General features: G+C 67.5%; 16 protein-coding genes. 9 read left to right on the top strand and 7 right to left on the bottom strand.

Annotated features, from left to right (window positions below):
• Positions 1-28 precede the first annotated feature (28 nt).
• Positions 29-1,411 (bottom strand): acyl-CoA dehydrogenase family protein, encoded by a 1,383-nt coding sequence (locus tag HBE64_RS17460; RefSeq protein ID WP_167104816.1) that lies wholly within the window; start codon positions 1,409-1,411, stop codon positions 29-31.
• A 91-nt stretch (positions 1,412-1,502) separates the two neighbouring features.
• Positions 1,503-2,297, bottom strand: a complete 795-nt coding sequence (hisN, locus tag HBE64_RS17455) for a histidinol-phosphatase (RefSeq protein ID WP_167104813.1) — start codon at positions 2,295-2,297, stop codon at positions 1,503-1,505.
• Positions 2,298-2,320: 23 nt separating this feature from the next.
• Between hisN and HBE64_RS17450 the strand changes: the two genes are divergently transcribed.
• On the top strand, positions 2,321-2,647 hold the full coding sequence (locus HBE64_RS17450) for a DUF3592 domain-containing protein (RefSeq protein ID WP_167104810.1): 327 nt from the start codon (positions 2,321-2,323) through the stop codon (positions 2,645-2,647).
• On the opposite strand, the gene HBE64_RS17445 is transcribed toward HBE64_RS17450, so the two are convergent.
• On the bottom strand, positions 2,644-3,195 hold the full coding sequence (locus tag HBE64_RS17445) for a TetR/AcrR family transcriptional regulator (protein WP_167104807.1): 552 nt from the start codon (positions 3,193-3,195) through the stop codon (positions 2,644-2,646). The genes HBE64_RS17450 and HBE64_RS17445 overlap by 4 nt on opposite strands.
• A gap of 127 nt (positions 3,196-3,322) precedes the next feature.
• On the opposite strand from HBE64_RS17445, the gene HBE64_RS17440 reads away from it, so the two are divergent.
• Positions 3,323-4,492: an MFS transporter gene (locus HBE64_RS17440; RefSeq protein WP_243841362.1), complete on the top strand. Its 1,170-nt coding sequence runs from the start codon at positions 3,323-3,325 to the stop codon at positions 4,490-4,492.
• Between the two features lie 3 nt (positions 4,493-4,495).
• On the opposite strand, the gene HBE64_RS17435 is transcribed toward HBE64_RS17440, so the two are convergent.
• On the bottom strand, positions 4,496-5,860 hold the full coding sequence (locus tag HBE64_RS17435; RefSeq protein ID WP_167104804.1) for an FAD-dependent oxidoreductase: 1,365 nt from the start codon (positions 5,858-5,860) through the stop codon (positions 4,496-4,498).
• A gap of 187 nt (positions 5,861-6,047) precedes the next feature.
• Here HBE64_RS17435 and prfB point away from each other — a divergent pair, with 187 nt between their 5' ends.
• From prfB to HBE64_RS17400, 7 genes are read left to right on the top strand one after another with little or no spacing between them, the layout of a single operon-like run.
• Positions 6,048-7,166 carry a peptide chain release factor 2 gene (prfB, locus tag HBE64_RS17430; RefSeq protein WP_167104801.1) on the top strand — a complete coding sequence of 373 codons (1,119 nt, stop codon included), beginning with the start codon at positions 6,048-6,050 and terminating at the stop codon, positions 7,164-7,166.
• Positions 7,153-8,124 (top strand): mechanosensitive ion channel family protein, encoded by a 972-nt coding sequence (locus HBE64_RS17425; RefSeq protein ID WP_167104797.1) that lies wholly within the window; start codon positions 7,153-7,155, stop codon positions 8,122-8,124. The genes prfB and HBE64_RS17425 overlap by 14 nt, the downstream gene beginning before the upstream one ends.
• Positions 8,121-8,630, top strand: a complete 510-nt coding sequence (locus HBE64_RS17420) for a hypothetical protein (protein ID WP_243841361.1) — start codon at positions 8,121-8,123, stop codon at positions 8,628-8,630. Before HBE64_RS17425 ends, HBE64_RS17420 begins: the two co-directional genes overlap by 4 nt.
• Before the next feature lie 35 nt (positions 8,631-8,665).
• On the top strand, positions 8,666-9,355 hold the full coding sequence (gene ftsE, locus HBE64_RS17415) for a cell division ATP-binding protein FtsE (protein WP_167109357.1): 690 nt from the start codon (positions 8,666-8,668) through the stop codon (positions 9,353-9,355).
• Positions 9,356-10,252, top strand: coding sequence for a permease-like cell division protein FtsX (gene ftsX, locus HBE64_RS17410; protein ID WP_167104791.1), 897 nt, complete (start codon positions 9,356-9,358; stop codon positions 10,250-10,252).
• 2 nt (positions 10,253-10,254) lie between these two features.
• Positions 10,255-10,761 (top strand): SsrA-binding protein SmpB, encoded by a 507-nt coding sequence (gene smpB / locus HBE64_RS17405; protein WP_167104788.1) that lies wholly within the window; start codon positions 10,255-10,257, stop codon positions 10,759-10,761.
• A 17-nt stretch (positions 10,762-10,778) separates the two neighbouring features.
• Entirely contained in the window at positions 10,779-11,603 is an 825-nt protein-coding gene (locus HBE64_RS17400) for a DMT family transporter (RefSeq protein ID WP_243841360.1), read from the top strand.
• Here HBE64_RS17400 and HBE64_RS17395 read toward each other — a convergent pair whose 3' ends face one another.
• The 3 genes from HBE64_RS17395 to HBE64_RS17385 are packed head-to-tail and all read right to left on the bottom strand — an operon-like array spanning position 11,604 to position 14,463.
• Positions 11,604-12,785 (bottom strand): sulfotransferase, encoded by a 1,182-nt coding sequence (locus HBE64_RS17395; protein ID WP_167104785.1) that lies wholly within the window; start codon positions 12,783-12,785, stop codon positions 11,604-11,606.
• Complete coding sequence (locus HBE64_RS17390) at positions 12,782-13,858, bottom strand: DUF1214 domain-containing protein (RefSeq protein ID WP_167104782.1); 1,077 nt, start codon at positions 13,856-13,858, stop codon at positions 12,782-12,784. The genes HBE64_RS17395 and HBE64_RS17390 overlap by 4 nt, the downstream gene beginning before the upstream one ends.
• An 8-nt stretch (positions 13,859-13,866) precedes the next feature.
• The gene (locus tag HBE64_RS17385) at positions 13,867-14,463 is read right to left on the bottom strand and encodes a TetR family transcriptional regulator (RefSeq protein WP_167104779.1); all 597 of its coding nucleotides are present in this window, start codon (positions 14,461-14,463) and stop codon (positions 13,867-13,869) included.
• Between the last annotated feature and the right edge of the window lie 65 nt (positions 14,464-14,528).

The following is a 14,528-nucleotide window of genomic DNA, read 5'->3' as shown; positions in this document are numbered from 1 at the left end:
CAGTCTTTTCCGTTCGTCTGGAGAGGATCTAGAGGACCACGACACCCTCGGCGACGCCGATGGCCCGCAGATCGCGGTACCAGCGCTCGACCGGGTGTTCTTTGGTGAAGCCGTGGCCGCCGAGCAGCTGGACGCCGTCCAGCCCGATCTGCATGGCCTTGTCGGAGCCGAGTTTCTTGGCCAGGGCGGCCTCCCGCGCGAACGGCAGGCCCTGCTCGGCCCGGGACGCGCCGCGCCAGGTGATCAGCCGCAGGCCGTCGAGTTCGATGGCGATGTTGGCGCACATGAACGCCACTGCCTGGCGGCGGGCGATCGGCTCGCCGAACGCCTCCCGTTCCTTGACATAGGGGATGACGTAGTCGAGCACCGCGTGCGATGTGCCGACCGCCAGTGCGGCCCAACCCAATCGGGCCAGCGCGATGGCTTCTGAGTAGTCGCTGTCGGTGGCGCCGTCCTCACCGAGGCGCGCCGAGAGCGGGACGGTCACCTTGTCCAGTTCCACCCGGCCCAGCGCGGCGGCGCGAATGCCCATGCTGCGGTCGGCCTTCACCGACACCCCGGCGGTCGACGCCTCGACGATGAACAGCGCGGGCTTGCCGTTGAGTTGTGCTGCCACGATGAACAATTCGGCGTCGGCCGCGGCGGGCACCAACGACTTGACGCCGTCGAGGCGGTAGCCGCTGGGCGTGCGTACCGCGGTGGTCTTCAGCGCGGTGGGATCGAACAGGGCGTGCGGTTCGGCGATCGCGACGCAGGCCTGCGGCACGTTCTCGCCGGCGAACTCCGCGAGGTAGGTCGCCTGTTGGTCGGCGCTGCCCCAGTGCGTCAGAGCCGACGCGACACCACCTGGTGCCAGGATCGGCAGCGCAAGTCCCATGTCGCCGTAGGACAGAGCCTCGGCCACCAGTGCATTGGTGACCGTCGTGCGGTGCTCGGCGATGCCGTCGAAGTCCTCGGGCACGTTGATCGCGGTGATGCCGAGTTCGGCGGCCTTGGCGATCAGGTCGGCGGGATAGGCAGCCGCCTCGTCGGCGTCGTGGGCGGCCGGCCGCAGGATCTCGTCGGCGAATTCGCGGACCGTCTCGACGATCATCTTCTGGTCGTCGTCGGGGGTCAGGTCGAAGTAGTCGGCGCCACTGGTGCGCAGACGGGTCGGCTCCTTGCCCAGGCCCTGGATCTTCTTGAACTGGCGGGTGGTGGCGCCGGCGGTGGAGAACGCCTGCTTGACGCCGTACTTGATGCCCCGGTTGAGGGGGTCGCGCAGGTTGTAGCGGTCCAGGAACTCCTGTCCCAGCAGTGGGGTGATGAGCGCTAGGCCGATGTCGGTGGCGGAGCGCTTGTGCTTGTAGGCGCCGACCGCGCTGTCGCGGACGCGTGCGCTTTTCGGCGTGGAGGGAAGGGTGTTGGTCATATCGGCAGCCTCATAGGTGGTGGCGGTGCTGATCAGGTTGACGCAACCGTATCTTACTCTGGAGTAAGGTACGAGGATCCTGTTAGGTATTTCACACGCCGCGCAGGCGTGCGAGCACGGCGTCGTGCAGGAGTCCGTTGCTGGCCACCGCGTCACCGCCATGGGGGCCGTCGGCCCCGGCCAGGCTGGTGAACCTGCCGCCGGCCTCGCGCACCAGGATGTCGAGCGGGGCCAAGTCCCAGAGCTTGACCTCGGGTTCGGCGGCAATGTCGACCGCGCCCTCGGCCACCAGGCAGTACGAGAAGAAGTCGCCGTAGCCGCGGACCCGCCACACCGCGTTGGTCAATCCGATGAAGTTCTCCCGCAGGCCGCGCTCGGCCCACCCCGACAGGCTGGAGAACGACAGGCTGGACGACGCCAGATCGGCGACGCCGGACACGGCCAGCCGCCGCGGCTCGGACGCGCCGGCTGCGGCGTACGCACCGAGCCCCTGTCCGGCCCACCACCGCCGGCCTAGCGCCGGTGCGCTCACCACGCCGACGATCGGCACCCCGTCTTCGAGCAGGGCGATCAGGCTGGCCCAGATCGGCACCCCACGCACGAAGTTCTTGGTGCCGTCGATCGGGTCGATCACCCACTGCCTGCCGCCGAAGGCCGCCGTCCCGCCGTACTCCTCACCGAGCACGGCGTCGTCGGGCCGCTGATCGGCCAGCACCGCCCGCGCGTCGGCCTCGACGGCCTCGTCGGCGTCGGTCACCGGGGTCAGGTCGGGTTTGGTGTCGATGCGCAGATCCAGTGCGCCGAACCGGTCCAGCGTGATCGCGTCGGCCCGGTCCGCAAGGGCCAGTGCCACCGCCAGGTCGTCCCGCACACCGCCGCCGCTCATAGCTGCAGTCCTACCATGGCGGCATGTGGGAATTCGCGGTGCTGCTGCTGATCATCGGGGCGTTGGTTCTCGTCCTCGGGCCACGCTTGATGCGCAACCGCGGTCCGCGCGGCGAGATGGCGCAGGGCACGCTGCTGGTGACCGGGGTCAGTCCGCGCCCGGACGCCGAGGGAGAGCAGTTCGTCACGATCAGCGGCGTGATCAACGGCCCGACCGTCAACGAGCATGTCGTCTACCAGCGGATGGCCGTCGACGTCGGCAGCTGGCCGAGCATGGGCCAGCTCATCCCGGTGGTCTACTCGCCGAAGAACCCGGACAACTGGTTCTTTGCGCCGGCCCAGCCGAACTAGGTCCGCGGCGCCTGCGGGCCCTGCTCGATGAGGCGGTCGATCACCGCGAGCAGTCCCTCGTCGACCTCGGTTCGGGTGCGCTGGCCGCCCAGCGCGCTCGACATCGCGTTGTAGTAGAGGCCGTCGCCTATCAGTTTGATCGCGCGGGCGATGTCACGGTCTCCGAGGGCCTCGTCGAGTGCGTTGAGCCACTGATCCGAGATCGATTCGATCGCGGCCCGAGCCCGCGGGTCGCCGGCCTGCTGCAGCCGCGCGACAGCGACGAGAGTGCGGTCCAGTTGGGTGTCGGCGTAGTGCGACGTGCGGATGTAGTGCCTGGCCGGTCCGTCGGGCGACTTGCGCATCTCGGCGACGTCGTCGGCCGCCAGCGCGACCAGCCGGTCGCACAAGGCTTCGGCGAGCTGGTCCTTGCTGGGGAAGTGGTAGAGCAGCCCGCCCTTGGACACCCCGGCCTTGGCGGCCACCGCCTCCAGCGTGGCGTGCCGTTCGCCGTCGATGGCGAGCACATCGGCGTACGCGTCGAGAATGCGTTCGCGCGATGTCGTCATCGCGCCGAGTTTAATTCGTTTTCGGACTGTACCGTCCGGACGGTACAGTTGAGGGCAGCCAAACTATCTAGGAGTGATACAAGTGCGGGCCTACATGGAGCTCTTCCGAGTGCCAGGTGTGGTGGGGGTGACTGCGTCGCAGCTGTTCGCGCGGCTGCCTCTCGGTCTGTTGTCGCTGGCGATCCTGCTGCACGTCCAGCAGCGGACCGGGTCCTATGCGATCGGTGGCGCCGTCGTGGCCGCCGCCAGCATCGGCGAGGCGATTGCCATGCCCATGACCGCGCGCCTGCTCGGACGGATCGGCATGACGGCCACCCTGCTGTCGGCGGCGCTGCTCAACGGCGTCTCGATGGCAGTCCTGGCCTACGCCCATGTCTCTACCGGCGTGCTCATGCTGCTGGGATTCCTGGTCGGCGCCTCGGTGCCGCCGCTGCTGCCCGCCGTGCGGGCGCTGTATCCGCAGATGGTTCCCGGTGAGGGGCTGCGGGCGCTGTTCGCCCTGGACACCACCGCCCAGGAGCTGATCTGGGTGATCGGCCCGGTGGCCGCCACCTTCCTGGCCTCGGCGGTGTCGACGTCGATCCCGCTGCTGTTCTCCGGAGCCGTTACCGTCGTCGGCACCGTCTGGTTCCTGCTCAGTGCGCGGCGATTCCGGCCGCGGATCACCCGCAGCAGCGACGCCTTCGGCAAGGTTCTGACACAGCCGTCGGTGATCCTGGCGATGGTCGCCAGCCTGGCGCTGGTGGCCTCGTTCATGGCCCTTGAGGTCGGTGTCCTGGCGCTGTTCGGCGAGGACAAGATCTCCGCCGGTGTCGCGCTGGCCGCGGCCAGCGTGGGTTCGCTGGTCGGCGGAATCGTCTTGGGCCACCGTCGGCTCGGTGTGCGCGGGCTGACGCTGTCGCTGTTCGCGGTGGCTCTGGGCACCGTGATGTTCGCGTTGGCCGACAGCTACGTGCTGCAGCTTGCGGCGCTGTTCGCCTCCGGGCTGGGCTTCGCCCCGGCGCTGGCCGCGCTCTACGTCATGGTCTCGCACGAGACCGACGAGCAGTCGGCCGCCGAAGCGTTCGGATGGCTCAACAGCGGCGCGCTCGTGGGCGGTGCCATGGGCACCGCGCTGGGCGGCGTGATCGCTGATTCGTCGGGCCCGTTCGGCGTCTTCATGGCGTCGTCGGCGCTGGCCGTGCTGGCCGCGTGCACCCCGCTGGTCGCCCGCACCGCCGGACCGGTCAGCGGGCTATCGGTGGGGCCGGTCGTCGAGGACGACGACCGGCTGTGCCGCACCAGCCCCTCGGCGTAGCTGTCAGCGGCGCCCGACGCGCAACATCTCGGCGACGTTGGCGATCTTCACCCGCGGCCGGCCGTGCGGTTCGCCCGCTGAGCGCTCGTGCTCGTCGATCGCCCGCCAGTGATCGTCGGTCACCAGCTGCGGCTGCCGTTCGGCCAGCCACTCGACCAGCGTGTCGCCGTGATCGGGGCCGACCTCGCGCAGGTTGGCTCCGGCCAGATCGGCAAGCAGCGTCTCGACGGTGTCCGCGGAGTCCTTCTTGTTGGACCCGATCACGCCCGAGGGGCCGCGCTTGATCCAGCCGACGACGTACTCGTTGGCGCGCCCGGCGATCCGGCCGTCCTGGTGCGGGATGGTGCCCGCGCCGTCGTCGAAGGGCAGGCCCGGTACCGGCACCCCGCGGTAGCCGACGGCCCGGACCACCAGCTGCGCGGGCAGGGTCTCACGGTCGCCGGTGTCCTTGGCCACCACCCTGCCGTCCTCGGCGAGTAACTCGTTGCGGCCCAGCACAATTGACTCGACCCGCGCGGAGCCTTGGATCTCGATCGGCGAGGTGCGGAACCGGAACACGATGCGCCGGTTGCCCTCGTGCTGCGAGCCTGCGGCGTAGTCGCGCAACACCTTGATGTTGGCCCGCGCCAGCTTGCCAGCCCCCTCGGCGTCCTCGTCGGTGATGTCGGCCAGATCGGCCGGGTCAACCACCACGTCGACGCCGCTGAGCTCGCCGAGCTCCCGCAATTCCAGCGTGGTGAACGTCGACTGCAGCGGCCCGCGGCGCCCCAGGATCACCACCTCGTCGACCCCGCGGTCGTGCAGTGACTGCAGCGCGTGATCGGCGATATCGGTGTTGGCCAGAGCTTCGGGGTCGCTCACCAGAATCCGGGCGACGTCGAGGGCGACGTTGCCGACCCCGACGACGACGGCGCGGCCGCTGGAGATGTCTGGTGCCATGTCCTCGAAGTGCGGGTGAGCGTTGTACCAGCCGACGAAGTCGACGGCCGCCACGCTGCCGGCGAGATGCTCACCGGGGATGTGCAGTGCCCGGTCGGACTGTGCGCCCACCGCGTAGACCACCGCGTCGTAGCGCTCGGTGAGCTCATCGGCGCTCACGTCATCGCCGACGGTCAGGTTGCCGAAGAACCGGAACCGGGGATCGCTCGACGTCTTCTCGAAGGTCTTGCTGATCGACTTGATCTTCGGATGGTCCGGTGCCACCCCGGAGCGCACCAGACCCCAAGGCGTCGGCAACATCTCGAGCATGTCCACCCGCACGTCGGGTCCGCCGCCGGCGACGGAGCCGTCGGCGAACTTCAGCAGCGACGCCGCGGCGAAGTATCCCGAGGGGCCTGCGCCGACGATCGCGACGTAGTAAGGACGCATCTTCGAACTCCTGTCCGGCCCGAACTGCTCGCGAGTGGGCTGGCGCGACGCAGTCGGGAAGCGTCGCGTAAACGTCGCGCGGCGCACATCCTGGTTACAGCAGTGATGTTAAACGCGTCGGCCCCGAGACCGCCGGGAAGACCGCCGTGGATCACAACGCGCCGTGACGCCGGTAACCTGAGGACCCGTGGACCTCGACCGACAGTCTGACATCGCCGCCCTTGACTCCACCTTGACCACGGTGGAGCGGGTGCTCGACGTGGATGGGCTGCGCGCCAAGATCGAGAAGCTCGAACACGAGGCCGCCGACCCGAACCTGTGGAACGACCAGAGCCACGCCCAGAAGGTCACCAGCGAGCTGTCGCATGCCCAGGGTGAACTGCGCCGCGTGGAGGGCTTACGCAGCCGCCTGGCGGACCTGCCGGTGCTCTACGAGATGGCTGCCGAAGAAGAGGGTGCCGGTGCTGCCGATGCTCTTGCCGAGGCCGACGCCGAACTGAAGTCGCTGCAGGCCGACGTGGAGGCACTCGAGGTCCGGACCCTGCTGTCCGGCGAGTACGACGAGCGTGAGGCCCTGGTGAACATCCGCTCCGGTGCGGGCGGGGTCGACGCCGCCGACTGGGCCGAGATGCTGATGCGGATGTACATCCGCTGGGCCGAACAGCACAAGTACCCCGTTGAGGTCTTCGACACCTCCTACGCCGAAGAGGCCGGCATCAAGAGCGCGACCTTCGCCGTGCACGCGCCCTACGCCTACGGCACGCTCTCGGTCGAGCAGGGCACCCACCGGCTGGTGCGCATCAGCCCGTTCGACAACCAGAACCGGCGGCAGACCTCGTTCGCCGAAGTCGAGGTGCTGCCCGTGGTGGAAACCACCGACCACATCGACATCCCCGAGACCGATCTGCGTGTCGACGTCTACCGCTCCAGCGGGCCGGGCGGGCAGTCGGTGAACACCACCGACTCGGCGGTTCGACTCACCCACATCCCCACCGGTATCGTGGTGACCTGCCAGAACGAGAAGTCGCAGCTGCAGAACAAGGTTTCGGCGATGCGGGTGCTCCAGGCCAAACTCCTGGAACGCAAGCGGCAGGAAGAACGCGCCGAGATGGACGCACTCAAGAGCGACGGCGGCAGTTCCTGGGGAAACCAGATGCGCTCCTACGTTCTGCACCCTTACCAAATGGTCAAGGATCTGCGCACCGAATACGAGGTCGGCAGTCCTGCGGCGGTACTGGATGGGGACATCGACGGATTCCTGGAGGCGGGGATCCGGTGGCGTAACCGGCGAGATGACGACGAATAAGCTCCTGGCGTTTCCCTTCTCCCAACGTTGGCATGACTTCTGGCATGGCGACATCGGGGAATGGATCCTGGGCCGCGGACTGCACATCGCACTGCTGCTCATCGGTGCGTTGCTCGCTGCACGATTCATCAACTGGTCGGCGCAGAAGATCACCCGCCGCATCGACGCCGACTTCCGCGAGAGCGACGCCCTGGTCCGCTCCGAGAGCGCCAAGCACCGCCAGGCCGTCGCCTCGGTCATCTCCTACGTCGCGATCGCCCTGCTGGCGGTGATGGTGACCGTGGAGATCACCGACATCCTCGCGGTACCGGTCAGCTCGCTCGTCGCACCCGCCGCGGTGCTCGGCGCCGCGCTCGGCTTCGGAGCCCAACGCATCGTGCAGGACCTGCTCTCGGGTTTCTTCATCATCACCGAGAAGCAGTACGGCTTCGGTGACCTCGTGGAGTTGACGCTGGGGTCGTCGAACGACGCCATGGGCACCGTCGAGGACGTCACTCTCCGGGTCACCAAGCTGCGTACCGCCGAGGGGGAGATGTACACGATCCCCAACGGCCAGATCATGAAGTCGCTGAACCTCTCCAAGGACTGGGCGCGCGCGGTCATCGACATCCCGGTGCCCACCACCGCCGACCTGAACAAGGTCAATGAGGTGCTGCACGCTGTCTGCGATTCCGCGATGAAGGACAGCGCTCTGAAGGAGCTGCTCCTCGACCAGCCGCAGCTGATGGGCGTGGAAAGCATCGAACTGGACACCGTGAACCTGCGCATGGTGGCGCGGACCCTGCCCGGCAAGCAGTTCGAGGCCGGCCGGCGGCTGCGCCTGCTCGTCGTGGGTGCCCTGGCCCGGGCCGGCATCGTGACCTCCGGGGACTCCACGCCTGTGGTCGGCGCGCTGGTGCACCCGGCGACCGCCGGGGGAGCCGAAGAGGAAACGCAGGGTCCGGAGGGCAAGAAATGAAGCTCTCGGTGAGACCGAAGACCAAGGAGGGCCGCGGCTGGCCCGCCTACATCCTGTGGGGACGACTCCGCACGTCGACCGCGGCGCTGCTGATCGCGTTCATCGCCGTCTGGTGGCTCTACGACACCTACCAGCCGCAGCCGCAGGAAGCGCCCGCCACGCAGGTGGTCCCGCCGGGATTCATCCCCGACCCGTCCTACACCTGGGTGCCGCGCACCGACGTGCAGCGGCGCACTCAGACGCCGACGACCACCACGACGACCAGCGAGACGCCGACGACCTCACCGACGTCGCCGACGGAGACCACCTCGCCGGGGGAGACGTCACCGACCTCGCCCACGTCACCGACCTCACCGACCCCACCGACTTCGCCGACAATTCCGACCACGACCACCCCGGCACCTCCCGGAGTGCCGCCGCTGCCCGGCGCGCCCAGCCCGACACCCGCTCCGTCACCAGCGCCGGGTCAGGGTCCGATGTCGACCCCCGCCGCGCCGACGCAGTAGCCCACGAGTCCAGACAGCTACACTGGCGTGCCGTGATGATCACCCTTGACCATGTCAGCAAGCAGTACAAGTCGTCGGCCCGCCCAGCCCTCGACAATGTCAGCGTCAAGATCGACAAGGGTGAGTTCGTCTTCCTCATCGGACCGTCGGGTTCGGGCAAGTCGACGTTCATGCGGCTGCTGCTGGCCGAAGAGACACCGACCTCCGGTGAGATCCAGGTGTCGAAGTTTCACGTCAACAAGCTCTCCGGCCGCCACATCCCCAAACTGCGCCAGGTCATCGGCTGCGTGTTCCAGGACTTCCGGCTGCTGCAGCAGAAGAGCGTCTTCGAGAACGTCGCGTTCGCCCTCGAGGTGATCGGCAAGAAGCCCGACACCATCAACCGGGTGGTGCCCGACGTCCTGGAGATGGTTGGGCTATCCGGCAAGGCCAACCGGCTGCCCGCCGAACTGTCCGGCGGTGAGCAGCAGCGCGTCGCGATCGCGCGGGCGTTCGTCAACCGCCCCCTGGTGCTGCTGGCCGACGAGCCCACCGGAAACCTCGACCCCGACACCAGCAAGGACATCATGGACCTGCTCGAACGGATCAACCGGACGGGCACCACGGTGCTGATGGCCACCCACGACCACCACATCGTCGACTCCATGCGCCAGCGCGTGGTCGAGCTGTCACTTGGCAGGCTTGTGCGCGACGAGCAGCGTGGCGTCTACGGAATGGATCGTTAAGTGCGCTTCGGCTTCCTGCTCAACGAGGTCTTCACCGGACTTCGCCGCAACGTCACGATGACCGTGGCGATGATCGTGACGACGGCGATCTCGCTCGGGCTGTTCGGCGGCGGTCTGCTGGTGCTGCGACTGGCCGACCAGTCCCGGCACATCTACCTCGACCGTGTCGAGAGTCAGGTCTTCCTGACCAACGACATCTCGGCGAACGACCCGACGTGCGACGGCGACGTGTGCAAGGCGCTGCGCACCAAGATCGAGGGTCTGGACGACGTCAAGTCGGTGCGCTTCCTCAATCAGACCGACGCCTACGACGACGCGATCGCCAAGAACCCTCAGTTCAAGGACCTCGCCAGCAAGGACGCCTTCCCGGCGTCGTTCATCGTCAAGCTCGACAATCCCGAGCAGCACAAGGATTTCGACGCCGCGATGCAGGGCCAGCCGGGTGTGCTCAACGTGCTCAACCAGAAGGAACTGATCGACCGGCTGTTCGCCGTGCTCGACGGGTTGTCCAACGTCGCCTTCGCGGTCGCCGTGGTGCAGGCGATCGGTGCGGTTCTGTTGATCGCCAACATGGTTCAAGTCGCGGCCTACACCAGACGCACCGAGATCGGCATCATGCGGATGGTCGGCGCCACCCGGTGGTACACCCAGCTTCCGTTCCTGCTCGAGGCGGTGCTGGCGGCGCTGATCGGGGTGTTCTTCGCGATCGTCGGGCTGATCGTGGTGCGGGCAATGTTCCTGGAACGGGCGCTCGACCAGTTCTATCGAGCCAATCTCATCGCGAAGGTCAATTACGCCGACATCCTCTATTTCGTGACGCCGTGGCTTGTCTTCCTCGGCGTTGCCATGTCCGGAGTCACCGCCTACGTCACCTTGCGCCTCTACGTGCGGAGGTAGCCGTGGCCAAGAAAACGCCGGCCAGCAAAGCGGGTGACGTCAAGGGCGGCAAGAAGATCGTCGCCACCAACCGCAAAGCGCGGCACAACTATTCGATCCTCGACACCTACGAGGCCGGTGTCGTTCTGCAGGGCACCGAGGTCAAGAGCCTGCGCGACGGGCAGGCGTCGTTGGCCGACGCGTTCGCCACCGTCGACGACGGGGAGATCTGGCTGCGCAACCTGCACATCCCGGAGTATCACTCCGGCAGCTGGACCAACCACGCACCGCGGCGCAATCGCAAGCTGCTGCTGCACCGCAGCCAGATCGACACGCTGGTCGGCAAGATTCGCGACGGCAACCTCACCCTGGTGCCGTTGTCGCTGTACTTCAGTGAGGGCCGGGTCAAGGTCGAACTCGCCCTGGCCCGAGGTAAACAGGCCCACGACAAACGACAGGATCTGGCCCGCCGCGACGCCGAGCGTGAGGTGGTACGCGAACTCGGCAGGCGCGCCAAGGGCATGTCCTGATCGCGGTCCTGCTCGCCTTGGCCTCGGCGATCGGTTACGGCGTCAGCGACTTCGTCGGAGGCATCGCGTCGCGGCGCGTCGCCGCACTGCGGGTGGTGCTGGTCTCCTATCCCGTCGCGATGGTGCTGCTGGGCGTGCTGGCGGCAGTGGTGGGCGGCACCATCTCCGCCCCCGCCGTCGTGTGGGGGCTGTTGTGCGGAGTGAGCCAGGCCTTCGGTGTCTGGTGGTTCTACGCCGCGCTGGCCTCGGGCCCCATCTCGGTGGTATCCCCGCTGACAGCGGTGCTGGTGGCCGGTGTGCCGGTCAGTGTCGGGCTCGCGCTGGGTGAACGTCCCGGTGTGATCGCCGGGGTGGGCACAGTGCTGGCGCTGTTGGCGGTGGTACTGGTCAGTCGGGAGGCAACCGACGAAGATGTGCGCCCGCACCGGTTCACCGCCAAAGTCGCGTGGATGACGATCGGATCGGGGCTCGCGTTCGGGCTGAACTGGGTGTTGATCCACCAGGCTCCCGTTGAGGCGCGGCTGTGGCCGCTGTTCTTCGCGCGACTCTCGGCGACCGCGATCGTTTTGGTGGTGGCGGCCTGCGCGGGGGACTTTCATGCGCCACGGGGCTTTCCGTTCTGGTTGGCGATGGCCGCCGCAGTGTTGGACACGGGCGCCAACGTCGCGATGCTGCTGGCACTGCAGGCTTCGATGCTCTCGGTCGCCAGTGTGCTGATGTCGCTCTACCCGGCGGCCACCGTGCTGCTAGCCATCGTGGTGCTGCGCGAGCGGGTCACCCGCTGGCAGGTGCTCGGTATGGTGCTGGCCCTGGTGGCCGTCGCCATGATCTCCGCGCACTGATCAGCGCAGCGTCTCACTGGGGACGTCGAAGCGCTCCTGGTAGGTGCGGAAGCGTTCACGGAGTTCGCCGGCGTCCAGGCCGGTGTCGGCCCAGGTGTAGCGATTGCCGCCGCCGTCGCCCGGGTTGGCCGAAAGATGCTCGCGCATAAGCTGTTCGGCCTGCGGCGTGAGATCTCGGCCGATGCGGTCGTAGACCGCACCGATGGTGGCGAACGGATCAGCCATGAAGTCGGCGAAGCGCACGTGGATGATCCGGTCGGCGCCCGGCAGTCCCTCGTCCACCCAGCCCATCATGCGTTCGAGTCCCAGGATGTTCTCTTCAGCGCACTGCCCGGCCACTCGCTGCACCGATGACTTGTCGCTGGCCAGCCTCTGCAGATACGCCATCAGCGCGCTGATCGAGGAGATTACCACCAGCGGATCGCGGTGGGTCTGGACCAGGATCGCGTCGGGGTATTCGGCGAGTACCGTGTCCAGGTTCCACAGATGCGCCGGGCTTTTCAGCAGCCACTGGCCGGGAACACCGGACTGCAAGTGCTGCAAGAACTTCCAATGGTAGCGGTAGGCGACAGCATGGTCGGCCTCGTGCATCAGCCAGCGCTGGTAAGCGGGCAGCAGGTACTGGGTGCTGTAGGTCATGCTGCAGAACGTGCCCATAGTGATCCGCACGCATTCCTGACCGCCGCGTGCACTCATCGGGTGGAACTTCATGAAGCCCGGATTCAGCTGCTCACTCATCTCGAGCGCCGCCTCGGTCTGGGCGATCCGCGAGTCGGTCTCGTAGGTCTCCGGTTGCGGCACCGGAAACGGCTGGTCGACCTCCCACGTCAGGGGAGCGCGGAGATCAGGATCCTGGTTCAGCAGGTCGTAGAGGATCGTGGTGCCCGTGCGGGGCTGGCCCAAAATGATGATAGGGCGCTCGATCTTCTCCTGCGCGATCTCGGGGTGCTCTTTGCGCCAGGCGGTGATCTGCAGCCGGTTGCGCAGCGGCACAATGACATCGGCTGCTGCGATCTCGACGCCGATGGGCGACAGGTCGTCGGCCTCGATGAATGCGTCGAGCAGGCGGTCGAGGTTGTCGCGCCAGCCGTCGTCGTCGCCGAAGTCGTCACTGCCGGCGAGCTCACATGCCTGCTCGATCAACGTGTCGGCGTCCAGCCGCGCGGCGATCGCACTCGTCATCGCTGTAACTCCTTGTCCACGAGTCGAACTGACACCTCGGGTGCCGACGGGTTGTCGAGCCAGCGCAGGGTGATGAAACCTCGTCGCCGTCCACCGGTGTCCAGCCAGTAGCCCTGGCCGCTGTCCTCGGCGCCGATGTTGAGCCGGATGACGCCGTCTTCGCCGGGCTCGACTCCCTTGTTGGTCACCGAGCTCTGGCGCACCAGCGGTTCGAGGCATTCGTGCCAGATGTTCTCCAAGGTCACCGACCAGTACCGGGTGTCGGGTGGCTGGAACTCCAGTACGAGGCTTTGATGCGACTCGAGGTCGAACAAGCCGAGCATGTAGAGGTTGTCCGGGGTGGTGTTCTCTCCGCCGAGAGCGCCGGCCTCGGAGGTGATCAACGTGTTCGGGTTGTCCAGCAGGTCCGGACGCACGGTGCGGTGCAGGGTGGTCAGTTTCACGATCGTCCAGCCCATGGCGGTCAGCTGCTCGGCCAGTTGGTCGTCGGTCACCGGGACTGGCGGCACCGCGTCGTCGAGCCGCGAAATATGAAGCTCCACCGGGACTTCGGTCTTTGGGTCGGCGACGTAGTCGCGTACGACGATCGAGGTGGCGTCCTCGGGGATCTGGACGAATTGGGCGCCGCCGAGGTCGGCGGGCTCGGCCGCGGCGAAGACGATGTCGAAGCGGCCGTCGTCGTCGAGGACGAGGTCGCGATCTGAGAGGTAGTTGCTCATCCGCCGCGGGTTCAGCCCGGTGCCGGCGAGCACCTGCAACCCGAGGTAGGTCGACGTGCCGCGGGTGCCGGTGAGCCGGTAGGCGCGGTCGCCGCTGATCATCGCCAGCGGATAGGAGCCGTGCGGGTTCGGGCCGCCGACGAAGCGCGACGGCGTGCACATCTGCACGAACTGCGGATGATCCGGATCGGTGTCGACGGACAGTTCGGTGCAGAGTGCCGTGACCCGGTTGAGCACCCGAAGGCCCTCGAGGAGTTCGCGTTCGTCGCGAGCATCCTGGGTGATCATCGCGGTCGTGTCGGCCAGGACCTTGCGGACGAACTCCCACGCCTCCAGTGACTTCTCGCCACTCATCTAATGCCTCACTTCTGGTCGGTGATCGAGCGCGGTGCCATCGAGGCGACCGCGCGGGAGATTCGTTCGGACAGTGAGCCGCCGTCGCGCAGCCAGTCGTCCAGGGAGATCCGGACCGCGGCCATCGTCAACGCGCCGATGAGCCGGGGCCGCGGGTCGTCGACGGTCAGGTCGGGCAGTCGCGGGGCGATGGTCTCGGCGATCGCGTTCTCGAAGCTCAGGTAGGACAACAGGGTCCAGGCGCGCAGGCTCAGCGAGTCACGGGTCTGGCGTTCGATATCGGCGATGGTGTCCGAGATCGCTTCGAATCCGTCTCCGAGTTCGCGGAACGCTGCGGCCAGCGCTTCGGTCGCGGACAGCTGCGGGGGCTGGCGCCGCAGGGCGTCGGTGATCGCGGAGATCCACAGTGCGGTGAAGCCTTCGGCGACGGCGTACTCCTTGGATTCGAAGTACCGGAAGAAGGTGGCCCTGGCCACGTCGGCCTCGGCGGCGATGCGGTCTGCGGTGGCCGCCGCGAGGCCGTCGGTCATGACCAGCCGGGCGGCGGCACCGGCGATGCGCTCCCTGGTCCGCTGGCCCTTCCGGACGCGCACGCTGTCAGCCACGCGCTCAATGTAGACAAAGTCTCACTTTCGCACCCCCGCTTTCGCCGAAACCCACAAACGGGCGG

This window comes from Mycobacterium sp. DL592 (assembly GCF_011694515.1).
GTDB lineage: Bacteria > Actinomycetota > Actinomycetes > Mycobacteriales > Mycobacteriaceae > Mycobacterium.
This window is presented reverse-complemented; position numbering and strand designations above follow the sequence as displayed.

Coding starts and splice junctions, on each gene's coding strand:
- HBE64_RS17460 (WP_167104816.1), bottom strand. CDS start 1,411: ATGACCAACACCCTTCCCTCCACGCCGAAAAGCGCACGCGTCCGCGAC.
- hisN (WP_167104813.1), bottom strand. CDS start 2,297: ATGAGCGGCGGCGGTGTGCGGGACGACCTGGCGGTGGCACTGGCCCTT.
- HBE64_RS17450 (WP_167104810.1), top strand. CDS start 2,321: ATGTGGGAATTCGCGGTGCTGCTGCTGATCATCGGGGCGTTGGTTCTC.
- HBE64_RS17445 (WP_167104807.1), bottom strand. CDS start 3,195: ATGACGACATCGCGCGAACGCATTCTCGACGCGTACGCCGATGTGCTC.
- HBE64_RS17435 (WP_167104804.1), bottom strand. CDS start 5,860: ATGCGTCCTTACTACGTCGCGATCGTCGGCGCAGGCCCCTCGGGATAC.
- HBE64_RS17425 (WP_167104797.1), top strand. CDS start 7,153: ATGACGACGAATAAGCTCCTGGCGTTTCCCTTCTCCCAACGTTGGCAT.
- HBE64_RS17420 (WP_243841361.1), top strand. CDS start 8,121: ATGAAGCTCTCGGTGAGACCGAAGACCAAGGAGGGCCGCGGCTGGCCC.
- ftsE (WP_167109357.1), top strand. CDS start 8,666: ATGATCACCCTTGACCATGTCAGCAAGCAGTACAAGTCGTCGGCCCGC.
- HBE64_RS17395 (WP_167104785.1), bottom strand. CDS start 12,785: ATGACGAGTGCGATCGCCGCGCGGCTGGACGCCGACACGTTGATCGAG.
- HBE64_RS17390 (WP_167104782.1), bottom strand. CDS start 13,858: ATGAGTGGCGAGAAGTCACTGGAGGCGTGGGAGTTCGTCCGCAAGGTC.